The sequence below is a fragment of the Psychrobacter sp. H8-1 genome, from assembly GCF_904846575.1.
Lineage (GTDB): Bacteria > Pseudomonadota > Gammaproteobacteria > Pseudomonadales > Moraxellaceae > Psychrobacter > Psychrobacter fulvigenes.
Genome location: NZ_CAJHBG010000001.1, coordinates 2919272 through 2936131, shown reverse-complemented (window position 1 = coordinate 2936131; position 16860 = coordinate 2919272). Strand labels below are relative to the sequence as shown.

At 44.7% G+C, this 16860-nt stretch carries 16 protein-coding genes; 10 read left to right on the top strand and 6 right to left on the bottom strand.

Annotation, left to right across the window (positions count from 1 at the left end; genetic code table 11):
• Positions 1-6: 6 nt before the first annotated feature.
• From panC to yjgA, 3 genes are all read left to right on the top strand, one after another.
• Positions 7-876, top strand: coding sequence for a pantoate--beta-alanine ligase (gene panC, locus JMY01_RS12175; RefSeq protein WP_201576142.1), 870 nt, complete (start codon positions 7-9; stop codon positions 874-876).
• A gap of 119 nt (positions 877-995) precedes the next feature.
• On the top strand, positions 996-1955 hold the full coding sequence (gene rapZ / locus JMY01_RS12170; protein WP_227678043.1) for an RNase adapter RapZ: 960 nt from the start codon (positions 996-998) through the stop codon (positions 1953-1955).
• Positions 1956-2095: 140 nt separating this feature from the next.
• Positions 2096-2605, top strand: a complete 510-nt coding sequence (gene yjgA, locus JMY01_RS12165; RefSeq protein WP_201576136.1) for a ribosome biogenesis factor YjgA — start codon at positions 2096-2098, stop codon at positions 2603-2605.
• Positions 2606-2736: 131 nt separating this feature from the next.
• Here the strand turns inward: yjgA and JMY01_RS12160 are convergent, their stop codons facing one another.
• Positions 2737-3357: a thiol:disulfide interchange protein DsbA/DsbL gene (locus JMY01_RS12160; protein WP_201576134.1), complete on the bottom strand. Its 621-nt coding sequence runs from the start codon at positions 3355-3357 to the stop codon at positions 2737-2739.
• 380 nt (positions 3358-3737) lie between these two features.
• On the opposite strand from JMY01_RS12160, the gene ubiG reads away from it, so the two are divergent.
• The 4 genes from ubiG to JMY01_RS12140 all read left to right on the top strand — a co-directional run bounded on the left by ubiG (position 3738) and on the right by JMY01_RS12140 (position 6556).
• Positions 3738-4511 (top strand): bifunctional 2-polyprenyl-6-hydroxyphenol methylase/3-demethylubiquinol 3-O-methyltransferase UbiG, encoded by a 774-nt coding sequence (gene ubiG, locus JMY01_RS12155; protein ID WP_201576132.1) that lies wholly within the window; start codon positions 3738-3740, stop codon positions 4509-4511.
• 40 nt (positions 4512-4551) lie between these two features.
• Entirely contained in the window at positions 4552-5262 is a 711-nt protein-coding gene (locus tag JMY01_RS12150; protein ID WP_201576130.1) for an HAD family hydrolase, read from the top strand.
• 74 nt (positions 5263-5336) lie between these two features.
• Entirely contained in the window at positions 5337-6158 is an 822-nt protein-coding gene (locus JMY01_RS12145) for a YciK family oxidoreductase (protein WP_201576128.1), read from the top strand.
• 131 nt (positions 6159-6289) lie between these two features.
• Positions 6290-6556 (top strand): DksA/TraR family C4-type zinc finger protein, encoded by a 267-nt coding sequence (locus tag JMY01_RS12140; RefSeq protein WP_201576126.1) that lies wholly within the window; start codon positions 6290-6292, stop codon positions 6554-6556.
• A 121-nt stretch (positions 6557-6677) separates the two neighbouring features.
• Here JMY01_RS12140 and ompR read toward each other — a convergent pair whose 3' ends face one another.
• Entirely contained in the window at positions 6678-7436 is a 759-nt protein-coding gene (gene ompR, locus JMY01_RS12135) for a two-component system response regulator OmpR (protein ID WP_227677908.1), read from the bottom strand.
• A 343-nt stretch (positions 7437-7779) separates the two neighbouring features.
• On the opposite strand from ompR, the gene JMY01_RS12130 reads away from it, so the two are divergent.
• Positions 7780-10293 carry a Tex family protein gene (locus JMY01_RS12130; protein WP_201576124.1) on the top strand — a complete coding sequence of 838 codons (2514 nt, stop codon included), beginning with the start codon at positions 7780-7782 and terminating at the stop codon, positions 10291-10293.
• A 105-nt stretch (positions 10294-10398) separates the two neighbouring features.
• On the opposite strand, the gene JMY01_RS12125 is transcribed toward JMY01_RS12130, so the two are convergent.
• Positions 10399-10941: a hypothetical protein gene (locus tag JMY01_RS12125; RefSeq protein ID WP_201576122.1), complete on the bottom strand. Its 543-nt coding sequence runs from the start codon at positions 10939-10941 to the stop codon at positions 10399-10401.
• A 999-nt stretch (positions 10942-11940) separates the two neighbouring features.
• A complete protein-coding gene (locus tag JMY01_RS12120; RefSeq protein ID WP_201576120.1) occupies positions 11941-13254 on the bottom strand; it encodes a trans-acting enoyl reductase family protein in 1314 nt (437 codons plus the stop codon).
• A 406-nt stretch (positions 13255-13660) separates the two neighbouring features.
• Here JMY01_RS12120 and JMY01_RS12115 point away from each other — a divergent pair, with 406 nt between their 5' ends.
• The gene (locus JMY01_RS12115) at positions 13661-13816 is read left to right on the top strand and encodes a DUF1328 domain-containing protein (RefSeq protein ID WP_201576118.1); all 156 of its coding nucleotides are present in this window, start codon (positions 13661-13663) and stop codon (positions 13814-13816) included.
• Positions 13817-13970: 154 nt separating this feature from the next.
• On the opposite strand, the gene JMY01_RS12110 is transcribed toward JMY01_RS12115, so the two are convergent.
• Positions 13971-14264, bottom strand: a complete 294-nt coding sequence (locus JMY01_RS12110) for a 4a-hydroxytetrahydrobiopterin dehydratase (protein WP_201576116.1) — start codon at positions 14262-14264, stop codon at positions 13971-13973.
• Between the two features lie 103 nt (positions 14265-14367).
• Positions 14368-14661 (bottom strand): GNAT family N-acetyltransferase, encoded by a 294-nt coding sequence (locus JMY01_RS12105; protein WP_201576114.1) that lies wholly within the window; start codon positions 14659-14661, stop codon positions 14368-14370.
• A 367-nt stretch (positions 14662-15028) separates the two neighbouring features.
• Here JMY01_RS12105 and ettA point away from each other — a divergent pair, with 367 nt between their 5' ends.
• Entirely contained in the window at positions 15029-16690 is a 1662-nt protein-coding gene (gene ettA, locus JMY01_RS12100; RefSeq protein WP_201576111.1) for an energy-dependent translational throttle protein EttA, read from the top strand.
• The last annotated feature ends 170 nt before the right edge of the window (positions 16691-16860 follow it).

Below are 16860 nucleotides of genomic sequence, written 5' to 3'. Positions count from 1 at the left end.
GACATCATGCCCACCATTTATCATCATATTGCGGCGTTACAAGACACGCTAAAACCGCTCCGTAGTGAGCAACGTATTGCGCTAGTGCCAACGATGGGCAATCTGCATGACGGTCATCTAGAACTGGTAAAAATGGCAAAGCAGCAGGCTGATATCGTAGTGGTAAGTATCTTTGTCAATCCCACTCAGTTTGGTGAAGGTGAAGACTTCGACAGTTATCCTCGTACGCTAGAGGATGATGTTGCCAAACTGGCTACTGTCAGTGCAGATTATGTTTTTGCGCCCAGTATCGATGAGATGTATCCAGTACTGCCACCACCGACATCTGTTCTCGCTGGTGCTATTACCACTCAATTATGTGGTCAATCGCGTCCTGGTCATTTTGACGGTGTCGGGATTGTGGTCTCGAAGCTGTTTAACATAGTGCAGCCTAACGTGGCTATATTTGGGCAAAAAGACTATCAGCAATTGGCCATTATCAAGCAATTGGTACGTGATTTAAGCTATCCGATAGAGATCGTTGGTGCGCCTATTGTCCGTGCTGCGGACGGCTTGGCACTGTCCTCACGCAATCAGTACTTAAGCGCAGCTGAGCGTCAAATGGCTCCTATACTGCATCAAGAGCTACAACGGTTAGCACAGCAGTTGATGGCAGGAAATGATCAGCATGAGCTTAAGTCGTTATTAGCAGAAACACAGACGCGCATTACGGATGCTGGCTTTACTATTGATTACTTGGAGCTAAAAACTGAGCAGCTAGACGCTGTTGATAATGTTGAAAGCTTAAAAGAAAATAATCAAAAGTTAATTATATTGGTCGCGGCATGGCTCGGGCGTGCACGACTGTTAGATAATGAGATCGTAACCTTTAATTAGAATGATAATAGCGAATGTAGATGGTTTTAAGCTAAAGGTTGTCAGTGTTGTATGAGGAAACGCGCTAGGGCAGCAGTGGACGTAATGAACTAGGATGGTCAACCATGGAAGCGGCAGGTATGAATCAAGAGCATGAGTCAGTATCAGGACAATCAGTGATAGAGAAGTCCAAGGACGATAGCCTTAGTATCTTAGTGGTGTCAGGACGCTCTGGTTCGGGTAAAACTTCGGTATTAAATATCTTAGAAGATTTGGGTTATTATTCTATAGATAATCTACCGCTGTCCTTGGTGCCTAATGCTGCTCACAAGCTAGTAGGAGAGAGTAGTATCCGCCGCATTGCTCTGGGTGTCGATATTCGTACTCCACGGGCGGACTTATCCAAATTCGATGCAATTTACGACTCACTAAAGCAAACATATGGAACACAGGCGGTCAAGGTTGTCTACGTGACGGCGCAAGAGAGTACGTTGGTAGCACGCTTTAATGCTACTCGCCGCGTACACCCGCTGATGGCGCAAGATATCGATAGTGACAATGCCAAGCATATCGCTTTTAATTTACCTGCTGCCATCAAAAAAGAAGTTGAGCTGTTAGAGCCTATTGCTAGCCATGCTGACATCAAAATTGATACCAGCAATTTAAATATCCATCAGCTAAAAGACACCTTGCGTGAACACGTGGGTATGGACAATCAAATAGTCATCAACATATTGTCTTTTGGTTTTAAATACGGTAGCCCTATCGACGCTGACTTTATATTCGATGTCAGGATCTTGCCCAACCCCCATTGGAACCCTGATCTGCGCGCCTCAACAGGTCTGGACTCCGAGGTCGGTGAGTTCTTTGCTGATTATCCAGAAGTGGCGGAAATGAACGACGATATTGCTAAATTTTTGACACGTTGGTTGCCAGATTTTTTACATAACAATCGCCATACGGTGACGGTTGCGATTGGTTGTACAGGTGGCAAGCACCGCTCAGTATTCATTACCGATAACCTGCAACGCCGATTGGCCGACAGTATGCCAGCAGGTTTAAAAGTGGTTGCCAAACATCGCGAAAAAAGTCGTTGGTAGCTCTTGGATGTTATATAGCTGATGACTATCATCTGGCTAATCTTATTAAGAAGTTTGCTGTTAAAGTTTTTATTAAAAGTTTGCTGCCATAAATCGTGGTTAGCAGGCCCTAATTTTATTTATTATTTTGGAAAGCTTGTATGATTGACTGGTCAGAACATGACATGCGCGTCTCGCGCACCGAACTGAAAAAAGCCCACGAGCGCTTGCAGCAGTTATCTATACCGCTGGCAGGCTTATCAAAAAAGCAGTTAAAAAAACTCCCAGCCAGTGAGTATTTTATGGCGGAGTTGATGGCACTTGCTGATATTACCAGTGCCAATGCACGCAATCGTCAGACCAAACGTGTCGGCAAGCTGATCGGTGAAGAAGATCGCCATGCTTTGGTAAAAGCACTGTTTAATGCCCTATTCCCAAATGAGCAAATCGTGAAGATAGAAGGGTGGTTTGGCAGGCTTAATATCAATGATGAAGGCACACTGAAGCAGTTTATAAAGCAGTACAAGGCTTCTGAGCGCAACAGCTTATATCAGCTACTACTATGGATTGAGTATGCCAAACACATGCAAGATGATGAGCTGTTAGCAGAGTCGGAAGAAGATTTGGCCAGCTATATTCGCGAAGTCGCCATACTTTCGCAGCTAAAGTAAAGATAGTCCAATGCACAAAAAGGCCAATCATTCACTGATTGGCCTTTTTAGTTTTTGCATAGAGTAGTGCGAATAACGTACTTTTCTTATGCAGTATGCAGGTTTTATACAGCTACAGCTATTCTGCAGAGTTATTTTTTCTCAGCACGTACTTTATCGACTAAGAAATCGACTACTTTAGGCACGGTAGCACTTTCACCAGTCACGACATATTTACCGTGTACGACAACAGCAGGTACGCCAGAGAGTTGATAGCGCTTTGCACCCGCTTGCGAGCGACCAATCTTGGTGCCGACAGCGAACGAGTTGTATAAACTGTTAAATTTCTTTTGATCGACACCTTTAGAAGCATAAAACTTACTCAGTGAGGCTTGATCAAACAGCTGCTTGCCGTCTTTATGAATGGCATTAAACAAAGCGTCATGCGTCTTGTTTTCATAGCCTAATAACTGAGCAGCATAAAAACCGCGTGCACTGGCTTCCCATACTGGGTTTAGGGCTGCTGGGGTTTTGAAAAATGCCACATCTTTGTCTTTGGTTTTTGCCCACTTTTCCATATGCGGGTTCAGGGAATAGCAGTGTGGACAGCCATACCAAAAGAACTCACGAACAATAATCGCATTGCCGCTGATGTTTTCTGGGTTGTTTAACACGCGATAGTCTTTTCCTGCGACATAATCGGCCGCTTGTGCGCCCATATTGGCAAGTCCAATGGCCATAGCCAGACCAGTCAGTGTGATGACACGTTTCATACTGTTTCCTTGGGAGTAAATATTTAAATTATCAAAAAGGGTATCAAAGGGAATACATGCTAAAGCGTTGAGTGCCTATTTAAGCGAGACGCGCCTATGATAACGTAAAAACACGGCCCTTGTGAACCGGATTCTTAAGCAAGCGTTGTAAAGCTGTGAGACTATATTTAAGGTATATTGCTCGTCAGTTAACAATACCAGTCATAAATGCTCACGATGTCGTCACGACAAACAGCCCGCACTCATGCTAATATTGAGCACATAAATAATCAGCTCGTTTAGACTACTAATGCAAATAATGCAAAAATCATACCATAAAGAGAAACGCCATAAGCGCTACTGTCTCTTCTCAATCTACTCATACATAGCCGGATTCTGACATGAATACTACGATTAACGTGGACCTAAGTGAAGTCGACAAATTTAATAAGCTTGCCAGTGAATGGTGGGATAAGACAGGTGCATTTGCAACCTTACATCATATCAATCCTTTGCGCCTAAACTGGATCGAAGAAAACGTCAAACGTGGCTATCAAAGCAGCCATCAAAACCCTGATGCTAATAAAACCGCAGAGGCTGGGCTTGCTGGCAAAAAGATAGTAGATGTAGGTTGTGGCGGCGGTATATTGGCCGAGTCAATGGCGCGTCGCGGCGCTGATGTGACGGGTATCGACTTAGGCACTGAGAACTTAAAAGCCGCCAGCCTGCATGCCGAACAAAGTGACTTAAATGACGTTTTGCGTTATCAGCATATCCCTGTTGAGGACTTAGCAAAAACGCATGCAGGACAGTTCGATGTGGTGACTTGTATGGAAATGCTAGAGCATGTGCCAGATCCAAGCGCCATTGTGCAAGCCTGCTACGATCTGCTTGCGCCAGGCGGTGTTTGCGTCCTCTCTACCATCAACCGTAATCCTAAGTCCTACCTGTTTGCCATCGTTGGGGCAGAGTATGTCTTGCGCCTACTGGATCGCGGTACCCATGACTATGCAAAATTTATCACTCCAGCTGAATTGGACAAAATGGCAGTCAATGCAGGGTTTACTCGTCAAGACATGATTGGGCTGCATTATAATCCTATCACTAAGCGCTATTGGTTGGCGCAAAATGTCGATGTTAACTATATGATGGCGGTTCAAAAACCCCTAGTATAGGGTCTGTTTAATACAATTATTTAAAATAAGAGCATGTATCATGAGCCAATTTGTAAAAGCGGTGTTATTCGATCTTGATGGCACTCTTATCGATACTGCGGCTGACTTTGTACGCATTATTGGTAAAATGAGTGCACAAAATAACTGGCAAGCCCCACCTGCAGCAGACATTCGTGAGCAGGTTTCTGCTGGCGCGTCAGCGATGGTAAAGCTTATGCTACGTCATAATAATCAGATGAACGTGAGCGAGGAAGAACTGTTGGTGTTCCGCCAACAGTTTTTGGATGATTATGAAGCGGATATCTGTGTCGATAGCTGTCTATTTGATGGCCTTGAAGAGATATTGAGTAAGCTTGAAAAGCAGGACGTGCCTTGGGGTATTGTAACCAATAAGCCCCGCTATTTATCTGAGCAGCTACTTGCAGCCATGCAGTTAGATGAGCGCTGTGCTGTGTTGGTATGTCCTGATGATGTATCGCGTAATAAGCCTGATCCAGAGCCTATGTACATGGCATTAGAGAAGCTTGCCATACCACGCGGCGCATCTGCGTCTGTACTCTATATAGGCGATCACGTGCGTGATGTCGAAGCTGGGAATGCGGCAGGTATGCCGACTATTTTGGCGGCTTATGGTTATATCCCGCCTGAAGATCAAGAGGACTTAAAAAGCTGGGGGGCAGACTATATTGTTGATACCCCTAAACAGTTAAGTAAGTTGCTATTGTCTTCAGGTAAGTTTGAATACCTTTGAGTTTTGCATGTTTAGCACACCCTAACCAATAGCCCTTTATCTTTATTATAAATCGATAAGCAGTGAGTAATTTCATGAGTGACAATGCCAATCAGGCTGCAAGCCAGTCTGCCAAATCTGCTGGTCAAGTTTTGAGCCACGATGATATTCGTAACTATGCGCCACCTGAAGGATGTTTGGAAGGTAAAACCATCTTGGTCACAGGTGCGGGTGCGGGTATCGGACGCGTAGCGGCTTTGACCTATGCCCGTTATGGCGCCACGGTGTTACTGTTAGGTCGCACTAGTAGCAAGCTTGAAGAAGTGTATGATGAGATAGAAGGCTCTGGCGGTCAGCAGCCAGCGATACTTCCTATGGATCTAGAGCATGCTACTTATGGCGAGATGCAGCAGTTAGAAAACCTAATCAATAAAGAGTTTGGTCAGCTTGACGGCGTACTGCACAATGCTGGCATCTTAGGCGATTTGACGCCGCTGGCGATGTACGATGTTACGACCTTCGCCAAGGTCATGCATATCAATGCTACCGCCACCTTTATGCTTACCCAAGCATTACTACCATTACTCAAAGATGCTGCCCATGGCTCGATTGTATTTACCTCAAGCTCAGTCGGTACGCATCCACGGGCGTTTTGGGGTGCATACGCTTTATCAAAGCAAGCGGTAGAAGGCATGAGTGATATCTTCACTCAAGAGACGCAAAACACCACCAACTTACGTTTTAATTGTATTAATCCTGGCGGCACGCGTACAAACATGCGCGCTCATGCTTATCCAGGCGAAAACCCAATGACATTAAAAACACCTGAAGAGATCATGGCAGGCTACGTTTGCCTCATGAGTGATGACAGTATCAATGTACGCGGGCAGGTCGTGGCATTACAGCCAAAAGACTAGCCACTGCCAGTATTACCTTTGCATGCTCAACAGATGCTAAGGCGTATTGAAAGCACTCATAACTAACCCCATCTATTTGTTATTAAAGCATTTAATGCTAAATTTTATAAATTAATAACAAAGGATAAATTATGGCAGGTGGATGGTCAAGAGATGGCGCGGAGCATGAGCAAATGGATGCTACCGTCAATGACGCGCTCGATAGACTAAGACGTACCCTACCGACAGGCGACAGCGCTGAGTATTGTGATGAGTGCGGTGAGTCAATACCTGAAGCAAGGCGAGAGGCACTGCCAGGGGTGCAGCACTGTGTTGGTTGTCAAACTGAGCTTGAGAAGCAAACCAAAGCGGCTGAGCTGTTTAATCGCCGTGGTAGTAAAGACAGTCAATTGCGTTAATGAGTTAGTTGATACTAACGGATCACCTCAAACGTAGACCAATAAAAAACCCTGTCACAAATGTGCAGGATTTTTTATTAGTCGTTTTTTATTTGATAAAGCGTATAAATACCTTTTGAGGTTACTCGCTTTTGGCTTCTTCTACTTCCGCTTCATCCGGAACGAAGACGTAGCCCACGCCCCAGACAGTCTGAATATAACGTGCTTGTGATGGGTTGTCTTCAATCAGACGACGTAGACGTGACACTTGCACATCGATTGAACGCTCCATGGCGCCCCATTCGCGGCCGCGCGCAAGGTTCATCAGCTTGTCACGAGTCAGTGGCTCGCGTGGATGCTGTACCAGTGCTTTGAGGACGGAAAACTCACCTGTCGTCAAAGTCACCACATTGCCATCACGTTTGAGCGTGCGCGTCGACAGATCAAGTGTCCAAGGACCAAACTGCACCACTTCTAGCTGATGGCTTGGTGCGCCAGGTAGCTCACGGTTTTGGCGGCGTAGTACGGCTTTGATACGTGCCAGTAGCTCTTTTGGGTTAAATGGTTTGGGCAGATAGTCATCGGCACCTGCTTCAAGTCCCGCAATGCGATCCGCGTCACCGCCTTTTGCCGTTAGCATAATAATGGGGATATCGCCTTTATCTTCACGTAGGCGCTTACAAATACTAATGCCATCCTCGCCTGGTAGCATCAAGTCCAATACCACCAAAGAAAACAGCTCGCGTTGCATCAGTTTGTCCATTTGACTGGCATCATGCGCCGTGCGTACGACAAAACCATCGTCCTCTAGAAAGCGCTGGAGCAAAGAGCGTAAGCGCGCGTCGTCATCAACGACTAAAATACGCTGGGTCATGGTATCTGGGCTGGTATTATCAGTCATGCAGAATTCCTTTTAGTAAAAATTATTATTGTCAGAGATGCTTCAATTGTTTCACTTATAAGCAATCATTTAATTATATAGGGCAGTCACAACTTTTGTGCAATAGCTGGTTGGTTGTCAATATTTACAATATTACTGCTTTAGTGTATAAGATTGTGTCACTAATTGCATCACTCATGCACACAAATGCTGTATGCGTTTGTTTAACATACATACAGAGGTGCTGATATAGGGTGATTTGAGCGATAAAAACCCTGATAAATAACGAAAGTATAAAAAGGATTTTTATTCATCCAGCTTTTGCTATAATGCAAAACTACATTTCTCAACGATTGATACGTATATGAGTAGCACTGATACCCAAACGTCTTCTCAGGCCTCGACAAAAGCTCAGAGCCTAGATGCAACCACCCACGCGAATATTCACGACAAGCTTGCTCGCGCGCTTGGCATTAAGACTGCTCAAGTCAATGCGTTTGTCAAACTATACGATGAAGGGGCGACGGTCCCGTTTATTGCGCGTTACCGCAAAGAAAAAACCCAGAATCTCGATGATGCGCAGCTGCGTGCTTTAGAGAAGTCTCTCAATTATGAGCGCGACATGGCAACCCGTCGTCTCAAAATTACTGAGCTGCTTAGCACGCAGGGCAATCTCACCGACGAGCTACAGACGCGCATCGATAATGCGACGTCCAAGCTTGAGCTTGAAGATATCTACTTGCCGTACCGTCCGCGTCGCCGCTCACCAGCTGCCAAAGCACGTGCTGCAGGTCTTGATGCGGCAGCGCAAGCGCTGTTGACGCAAGAGGTGACTCCAACAGAGGCCTTGGCTGACTATCAAGCACCATCTAGCATCTCTGACGATAATGGCAATGAGATTGAAGTGGACTTCAGTGATCTCGACAAGCAACTGGCTGGCGTACAAGCCATCATCGTCGATGAATGGACACAAGCGCTCGATCTGCTTGATGGCCTGCGTAGTGGCTTTGCCAAAACAGCGAGTATCGTATCTGCTGTTGCCAGTGACGAAAAGCGTGAAGTGGGCGAGAAATTCAAAGATTACTTTGAGCATAGCGAAAGCCTAGCGCGCCTGCCCAATCATCGCTTGCTTGCGATGCTGCGTGGTCGTCAAGAAAACGTCTTAGGTCTAAAAATTGAAGGCGAAGACGCACCCTTTATCGAAAAAATCATTCATCATTTCAATGTTGATGCCAAAGCGCCTGCCGAGCGCCGTGAGTTTTTGACCGAAGCAGCTAATAGCCTGTGGAAAGACAAGTGGCGTCCGCATATCGAGCATCGCTTGCTGACTGAGAAGCGTCTGACGGCAGAAGCGGATGCGATCGATGTGTTTGCCAACAACTTACAGCATTTATTGATGGCAGCGCCTGCTGGCCGCAAAGTAATCTTAGGTGTCGATCCTGGTATCCGTCATGGCGTCAAAATGGCAATCGTTGATGCCCAAGGCCATGTCGCGCTAGACAGTGAAGACAAGCCTGTGGTAGCGACTGTCTATCCATTTGCCCCTGATAATAAGATGATTGAGGCCAAAAAAGTCATTGATGAGCTGTTAAGCACTTATGACGTTGATTTGGTAGCGATCGGCAATGGTACTGCAAGCCGCGAAACAGATGCTATGATCAAAGAGATTTTGGCTGCCAATACTGAGCTAAAAGCCAAAGCGGTGATCGTCAATGAATCGGGTGCATCAGTCTATTCTGCCAGTGAGCTTGCCAGTGATGAGCTTGCCAACCTTGATGTCTCGGTACGCGGCGCGGTCTCTATTGCCCGCCGTCTACAAGATCCGCTATCAGAGTTGGTGAAAGTCGATCCAAAAGCCATTGGTGTAGGCCAATATCAGCACGATGTCAACCAAAGCCAATTGGCAGATAGCCTTGATAAAGTCACGCAAGACAGCGTGAATGCTGTTGGCGTTGATGTCAATACGGCAAGCCCTGCTATCCTAGCCCACATTGCTGGTCTGAATCGCAACGTCGCGCAGCAAATCGTCACTTATCGTAAAGAGCATGGTGCATTTGATAGCCGCGAGGCGCTCAAAAACGTTCCGCGCTTGGGTGCTAAGACCTTTGAGCAAGCAGCAGGCTTCTTACGTATCCATGATGGTAGCAATCCCCTTGATGCCACTGGTGTGCATCCAGAAAGTTATGGTTTGGTCGACAGCTTACTGGCGCAAACCGGTAAAGCATTGCCAGAAGTGCTCGGTAATGATGGTGTGTTAAATAGCATCGATACCAATGCGCTTGCGGCGAACGATGACAACATCAGTGTCAAAGCCATCATCGAAGAGCTGGCCAAGCCAGCACGTGATCCACGTCCTGAGTTCAAAACCGCTAATTTCCGTGAAGACGTCAATAGCATTAAAGACTTAGAGGAAGGCATGCAGCTTGAAGGCGTCGTGACCAACGTCACCGCCTTTGGTTGTTTCGTTGATGTCGGTGTACACCAAGACGGCCTAGTGCATATCTCGCAGATGGCCAATGACTTCGTCGCTGATCCGATGAACCGCGTTAAACCAGGCGACATCGTCTCAGTACGTGTCATTTCTATCGATGAAAAACGTGGTCGTATCGGCTTTAGTATGAAACCAGAAGGCGAAAAGCCTGCCCGATCTGCTGATGAGAAGCCCAGTCGCCCGCGCAGTAGTCGCCCAGCTACTGAGGGTGACAAACGCCCTGCAAAGCCACGTGGCAAACGTCCTCAGGACAGAGGTGATAAGGGTAATAACCCAGCGAATAACCGTAATAAAGCATCAAAGCCTAGTAAGGCTGAAGCACCTACCAAAATTGGTACGCTTGGAGCACTCCTACAAGAAGCAGGCGTGACCAAAACCAAGAAGTAACCGTCATTTAGCATTTAGCACCACATAAAAAGGCAGCCATTCGGCTGCCTTTTTATGTTTACGATATTTACTGAAAGCTTTTAGTGCTGATAGATTCAAAATCGTCTAGCGTACAGTAATGCGACGACTCTCATTTGCTTCGACTTCTGCAGGCTGGGTAGCAAGCAGCTCACCGCGTGGGTCTTTTTTCTTTTCTTGCAGCGTAATAGCGGTATCTGCGGCTTGCTCGTCAGTAGCGTTTTCACCAGTGATTAATGGCTGATAGTTAGCCTCACTATGCTGCATATTCAAAGCTTGCGTATTCTGTGCTGGTTGCAAAGCTTCTGCTTCTACCATATCAGCATCAGCAGCCGCAACTTCTGCATCGACTTCAGCAGTAGCCATGTCAGCATCCGCTTCGTCATCCATTTCAGCGATAGCAACCGCTTCAGACTCATTGGTCTCGATAGCGCCAGGTTGCGTCGCAAGTAGCTCTCCGTCAGGTCCTTCAACGTCGGCCTCTAGCGTATTATCAACTGGCATCGTACGCATGTCAGCTGGCGTGACGTCCGTCATCTCATCAAGATTGCTTGTGTCAGCCATTGCTAGACTCGGAATAGCTAGAGCGGCGCCCATCAGTAATGATAAAGGTAAAGTACGGTTTTTCATGAGTTGATTCCTTAAGTTATTTATCTACAGTAGCTGGTTTTCAGTGTCCTAGTTTCAGTGCTCAGATAAAGAACTTTCAACATATCTTGAGCAAGCACTGAAGCCAAGTTTGTATCTTGGTGACTTTTAGCAGCTGCACTTTTAGCAATTGCTTAGTCGGCTTTATCCATGAAAAACTTCGTATAAAAAGTTTGAGTAACACAAAACGACTCATACGAAACCATTCATATTTCACGATATATATGTTTAGTATTTTTAACATACCGCCAATAAGCAAAATAAAATCATGATAACCGCTGTGATAGCTATCATGATCGATGCAAAATAAAGGGCTGAATGTTTGATTATCTGAACCACAATATTTAAACGTGAAAGTAACAGCTGTGATGCTGTTGTTTCAGTAGTAAGCTGTTTAATAAAGTCACAGCTTGATGTTTACATGTGACATTATGCAATGTCTGCAGCGATGCTCTTAGCTTCTATTTTTAAACTGTTTTTTTTAAACAGGTGCTTGCAACGTTATCAAAGCTTAGTCGGTGACTGAAAAATGACAGGATAATAAATAAGAAAAACGATTTTTATCAAAAAATCTATCCTTTGAGCGATGCAGGGGCATATACCAAAAAGCTAGAAACCAGTAACTTTGTTTACTTGAGTGATACGATGTCATGATCTATAGTGAGTCCTAAATAAAAAGAGTACAGCTTTTACAGCGTACTACTGGGATAAATTTTCTTTGCTTGCTGTGCGACTCCGTCACTGTTCGATGCTGCATAAAATTTATCCCAGTAGTACTGTATTTATTTTATAGTGGATCGACTATAACAATCTTGAGCATTTATTTATTTTGGTATTTTTTATTTTAGTATCTAATATTTTGAAAGACCTAAAAAAGGCCGTACTCTTTAGTTAGAGTACGGCCTTTAATGGTAGTATTAATTATCAGTTACTATTATTTATCGATGTCCAAGCATCAAAGCATTGAGGTTAAGCTTTGTTTTAGACTACTTCAAAGCTGAGACCAGCATGATCTTCTAAACGAGTGAGGAGTTTGTTACCCATCGCAGATGCTGGCGTCCAAAACCCACCTGCAACTTCTGCCTTGGTCACATCTTGAGCCAAGCATAGAGCTGATTGTGCCAGCATACGTGACGTACTGCCGTAGCCTGGGTCTTTGTCACCTGTAACTTTGGTGCTGATGCTGTCTTTTTCGGAAGTTTCGCCAAAGAAGCGAATATCAAAATAGCCGTTTTCTTGCTCAGACTTAGAAGGGCCAGAGCCTGATTTTGGCAGCACATGCTTAGATAATAACTCACGGCTTGGTTTAATCATCATCGCTGTGGCAAAGCCAAGTAAACCTGCGCTCATTGCGTAACTTGATAGTTGACCTTTGATACCATCCTTCATCCACATCGCTTCGTCGTATTTGAAATCGCGACCATATTCGTAACCAAGGAGTTGGTTACTACGATGAACGATACGCGTATTGATACTGGCCATTACAAAAGGTGCCAACCAGCGCTCATGCTCACTATCATATTCTGGTTTGCTGATGTTGTCTTGGCGCACATTGGGGGCATCTGTATCATCGTTTAGCAAGTAAGGGTTGGCGACTTGCTTACGGCGCGCTTTATCCTTACCAACTTCTTCAAAGATAGTCGCCATAGAAGCGATGGTACCACCAGATAGCCCGCCCTTAGCCGCTTTTACGCGCATATGAATAACGTCACACTGTTGATTAAACTTTGCTTCAGCTTGCTGCTGGGTGAAGTAGACGCCTAAATCTGAAGGAATGGAGTCAAAGCCACACGAGTTGACGATACGAGCGCCAGTTTGCTGAGCCTTTGCTTGGTATTTATCCATCATATCCTTGATAAAAATGGCCTCACCAGTGAGATCGACATAATCCGTACCATTATTGACACAAGACTTAATCAGTGGCTCACCATATTTGAGATAAGGGCCTACGGTTGAGATAATGACTTGTGTTTGCTTGGTCATCTCATCGAGACTAGTGTCATCGTCACTATTGGCAATGATAATATCTACTTTCTTATCAGTTTCTTCATTGTTCTGAGCCTTACTAAGCTCTGATTGGAGCTTCTCAAGTTTTTCTTTATCGCGGCCCGCTATCGCCCAAGTAACCGCAGATTTTTCTGAATCGTCAGTAGATTTTTTATTGGATAAAAACTGCGCCAGATAGTGAGCGGTGATTTGACCGACAAAGCTGGTTGCACCGTATAAAACCACGGCATAGGGGCGTTTTGAAGTGTCATGTTGGTTATCTGTATCATTTACCATATCGTTTACCATAAATATTTTCCTTTATTTAGTTTGCATTTGAATTTATATAACTGTTTTATTTTCAATGGATTATAAGCAAACATCTCAGCATAAGGGTTTCAGCTGTCGATGCAAAGCCAACGATGAATTTTGAAACTCAGTAATACTCAAAACCTCTCAAACTTGATACAAATAAGGTAAGACTACTACAAAGCTTACACAACATAGCCTGATGATTACCAAACTGAACGTATTACTCCGAAAACAATTGCTAATCTATTATCACGACCTATAGGGTCATATAACCAAAAACAATAAGCATTAATAATAAGTAGACGTAGCGGGATGTGAAAGGAGCAGCTGCTAAAGGACTATCAGAATCAATCTCTGTTTTGCGTTTTACAACCAAATGCTTTTATAATTAAGGAGAGTAATTATGTTTCGCTGGGCAATCATTTTTGCAGTCATCGCATTGTTGGCAAGTTTTTTAGGATTCGGCGGTGTCGCTGGACTGTCTTCTAACTTGGCATATATTTTCTTAGTAGTCGCAGTAATCTTGTTTATTGTCGCCTTTATCGGTCGCAAAATGTAATAAGGCCGATATTAAGAATAAAACTCTCAAGCTCTACAGAAAACGTCCTCTTGCAGGACGTTTTTTAGTTATACCTTAAAAGATTTGCTGTATAAGCTGCTGAGAACGTTACTTGCTTTACTTTGCTAAGTTTAGAGAGTCTGGTTTAGAAAGCCTAGAAAGTTTTGGGCTGGATGATGTGTTCCATGCGTTTTGCCAAACGGATATCGTGGCTGGTAATCCCGCCAGTATCATGTGATGTTAGGCGTACTTCCACGACGTTGTAGACATTGCGCCATTCAGGATGGTGCTCAAGTGCTTCAGCATAAAAAGCCGCTTGATTCATAAAACTCATGGCTTCGATGAAGTCGCTAAAGTGGTAGGTTTTGACGATACTATCGCCTTCGCGCTGCCAACCAGCGAGCTCTTCTAGCTGTAGATTTACTTGTTTGTCAGATAAGCTACTCATATCAATATCCCTTATTATTAAGCTCTAGCTATTATGTGCTAGTGATGAAGTCATTAAAACATTTTTTAGGATATGTACCATATTAAGCTATTATTTAACTGGGTTATAGCAGATCCTGATACTCAGGATGCTTGTCAATATAGACAGACACAAATGAGCACTGCGGCACGACTTTTTTGTTATGCTCTTGGGCATAGTCAAGTGCATGCTTGACCAGTTTTGAGCCAATGCCGCGTCCACCAAGGGCTTGTGGCACGATGGTATGATCGTAGACTAGGGTGTCGCCACGCTCTTGATAACTGATATAACCCATTTGATCTTCGACCGTGGTTTCAAAACGTTTGGCTTGCTCATTATGGATAATATCTAAGTCTAGTGAGCTTGCTTGGTTACTCATAGTAAAACTCCGTCTTTATGTTTTTATTGTCTTCAGTACTTTTTTATTTTACTGTTATTACACTTTCTATTATGAGCCTTTATCGCTTTGGTTACCAGTGGCTTACCGTTGCTTCTAGTAAGAATAGATAGGCTAAATGTTACTGTTTTTTTGACTTTAGCTGAAAGCGGCTTAGCTTTGTGACAAAACAGCCAAAACAAGCCATAAACCTGCCTGTCAGCTTGCAGGGTATGCGCCACAATGCGATAATGGCGGATAATTTACAATCCTTATTTTGAGACAACGCCACATTAGCAGCAACATTGCATTATTAGCGTTTTTGCTAAGCGGCTTGCTGGTCTCGTTTATGTAGTCTATCGGAGTGTCAATGGCACAATATATTTATACGATGAACAAGGTGTCAAAACTTGTTCCACCAAAGCGTGAAATCCTGAAGGATATCAGCTTGTCATTCTTCCCTGGTGCGAAGATCGGGGTTTTGGGTATCAACGGTGCAGGTAAGTCAACCCTGCTACGTATCATGGCTGGCGTGGACACTGAGTACAGTGGCGAAGCACGTGCACAACCAGGTACCAAAATTGGCTATTTGCCGCAGGAACCACAATTAGACGACAGCAAAGACGTGCGCGGCAACGTTGAAGACGGTATGCGTGAAGCCCTAGATGCCTTAGCGCGCCTTGATGAAATCTATGCAGAATACGCCGATCCTGACGCAGACTTTGATAAGCTTGCTGAAGAGCAGGGTAAGATGGAAGACATCATCCAAGCTTGGGATGCGCACAACTTAAATACGCAGCTAGAAAAAGCCGCTGATGCACTACGTCTACCACCTTGGGATGCAGAAGTTAGTAAGCTGTCTGGTGGCGAAAAGCGCCGTGTTGCTCTGTGCCGCTTATTATTATCGCGTCCAGATATGCTATTGCTTGACGAACCAACTAACCATTTAGATGCTGAATCTGTCGCTTGGTTGGAGCTATTCTTGAAGAACTTCAGCGGTACTATTGTCGCGATTACGCATGATAGATACTTCTTAGACAACGTCGCTGAGTGGATTTTGGAGCTTGACCGTGGTTATGGCTATCCTTATGAAGGTAACTATACTGAATGGCTAGAGCAAAAGAACAAACGCTTAGAAGATCAGAATAAGCAAGAAGAGTCATTTGCAAAAGCGCTGAAAAAAGAGTTGGATTGGATCCGTAAAAACCAGAAAGGTCAGCAAGCGAAGTCTAAATCTCGTATCCAGCGCTTTGAAGAGCTTAACTCAAAAGAGTTCCAGCAGCGTAACGAAACCTCGGAGATTTACATTCCGCCTGGTCCACGTTTGGGTAACAAGGTCATTGAGGTAAATAACATCTCAAAATCCTTTGGTGATCGTCTGCTTTATGAAAACCTAAGCTTTAATGTACCGCCAGCTGCCATCGTTGGTATTATCGGTCCAAACGGCGCGGGTAAAACCACACTATTTAATATGATGACGGGCAAAGATACTCCTGATACCGGTTCGGTTGATCTGGGGGAAAGCGTCAGCGTCGCTTATGTTGGTCAGGTGCGTGACAACCTAGATAATGATAAGACTGTTTGGGAAGAAGTTTCTGACGGCTTAGATATCATCAAAGTTGGAGACTACGAAACGCCAAGTCGTGCTTATATTGGCCGCTTTAACTTCAAAGGGTCAGATCAGCAAAAGTTGGTCGGTAATCTATCAGGGGGTGAGCGTAACCGTCTGCAGTTGGCAAAGACTCTAAAGCAAGGTGCGAACGTTATCTTACTGGATGAGCCATCGAACGACTTGGACGTAGAGACTTTGCGTGCGCTTGAAGATGCGATTCAGGTATTCCCAGGCACTGTATTGGTTGTCTCGCATGACCGTTGGTTCCTTGACCGTATCGCCACTCATATCCTAGCCTTTGAACCAGAAGGTCCAGTATGGTATGACGGTAACTACTCTGAGTACGAAGCGTATCGTAAAAAGACCATGGGTGATGACGCAGGTCCTAAGCGCATGAAGTACAAGAAGATTACTGGCTAAGATATAGTCGGAGTACTTTTAAACCGCTACGGTGTTGCTCGCCCTAGAGGTACTCAGTGTACTATCTGCGGTCGATCGCCTTGTAGCGATTTTAAAATTCCTTGACTATAGCTACTGAGTTTGTTTGATTTAACAAAAAAAAGACCTCTAAAATATTAGAGGTCTTTTTT

What these genes read in the sequence shown, in the direction of transcription:
- JMY01_RS12130 (WP_201576124.1), top strand. Translation starts at nt 7,780, where the DNA reads ATGAGTAGCACTGATACCCAAACGTCTTCTCAGGCCTCGACAAAAGCT.
- JMY01_RS12125 (WP_201576122.1), bottom strand. Translation starts at nt 10,941, where the DNA reads ATGAAAAACCGTACTTTACCTTTATCATTACTGATGGGCGCCGCTCTA.
- ompR (WP_227677908.1), bottom strand. Translation starts at nt 7,436, where the DNA reads ATGACTGATAATACCAGCCCAGATACCATGACCCAGCGTATTTTAGTC.
- JMY01_RS12150 (WP_201576130.1), top strand. Translation starts at nt 4,552, where the DNA reads ATGAGCCAATTTGTAAAAGCGGTGTTATTCGATCTTGATGGCACTCTT.
- JMY01_RS12110 (WP_201576116.1), bottom strand. Translation starts at nt 14,264, where the DNA reads ATGAGTAGCTTATCTGACAAACAAGTAAATCTACAGCTAGAAGAGCTC.
- ubiG (WP_201576132.1), top strand. Translation starts at nt 3,738, where the DNA reads ATGAATACTACGATTAACGTGGACCTAAGTGAAGTCGACAAATTTAAT.
- JMY01_RS12105 (WP_201576114.1), bottom strand. Translation starts at nt 14,661, where the DNA reads ATGAGTAACCAAGCAAGCTCACTAGACTTAGATATTATCCATAATGAG.
- JMY01_RS12160 (WP_201576134.1), bottom strand. Translation starts at nt 3,357, where the DNA reads ATGAAACGTGTCATCACACTGACTGGTCTGGCTATGGCCATTGGACTT.
- JMY01_RS12120 (WP_201576120.1), bottom strand. Translation starts at nt 13,254, where the DNA reads ATGGTAAACGATATGGTAAATGATACAGATAACCAACATGACACTTCA.
- ettA (WP_201576111.1), top strand. Translation starts at nt 15,029, where the DNA reads ATGGCACAATATATTTATACGATGAACAAGGTGTCAAAACTTGTTCCA.
- yjgA (WP_201576136.1), top strand. Translation starts at nt 2,096, where the DNA reads ATGATTGACTGGTCAGAACATGACATGCGCGTCTCGCGCACCGAACTG.
- JMY01_RS12115 (WP_201576118.1), top strand. Translation starts at nt 13,661, where the DNA reads ATGTTTCGCTGGGCAATCATTTTTGCAGTCATCGCATTGTTGGCAAGT.
- JMY01_RS12145 (WP_201576128.1), top strand. Translation starts at nt 5,337, where the DNA reads ATGAGTGACAATGCCAATCAGGCTGCAAGCCAGTCTGCCAAATCTGCT.
- rapZ (WP_227678043.1), top strand. Translation starts at nt 996, where the DNA reads ATGAATCAAGAGCATGAGTCAGTATCAGGACAATCAGTGATAGAGAAG.
- panC (WP_201576142.1), top strand. Translation starts at nt 7, where the DNA reads ATGCCCACCATTTATCATCATATTGCGGCGTTACAAGACACGCTAAAA.
- JMY01_RS12140 (WP_201576126.1), top strand. Translation starts at nt 6,290, where the DNA reads ATGGCAGGTGGATGGTCAAGAGATGGCGCGGAGCATGAGCAAATGGAT.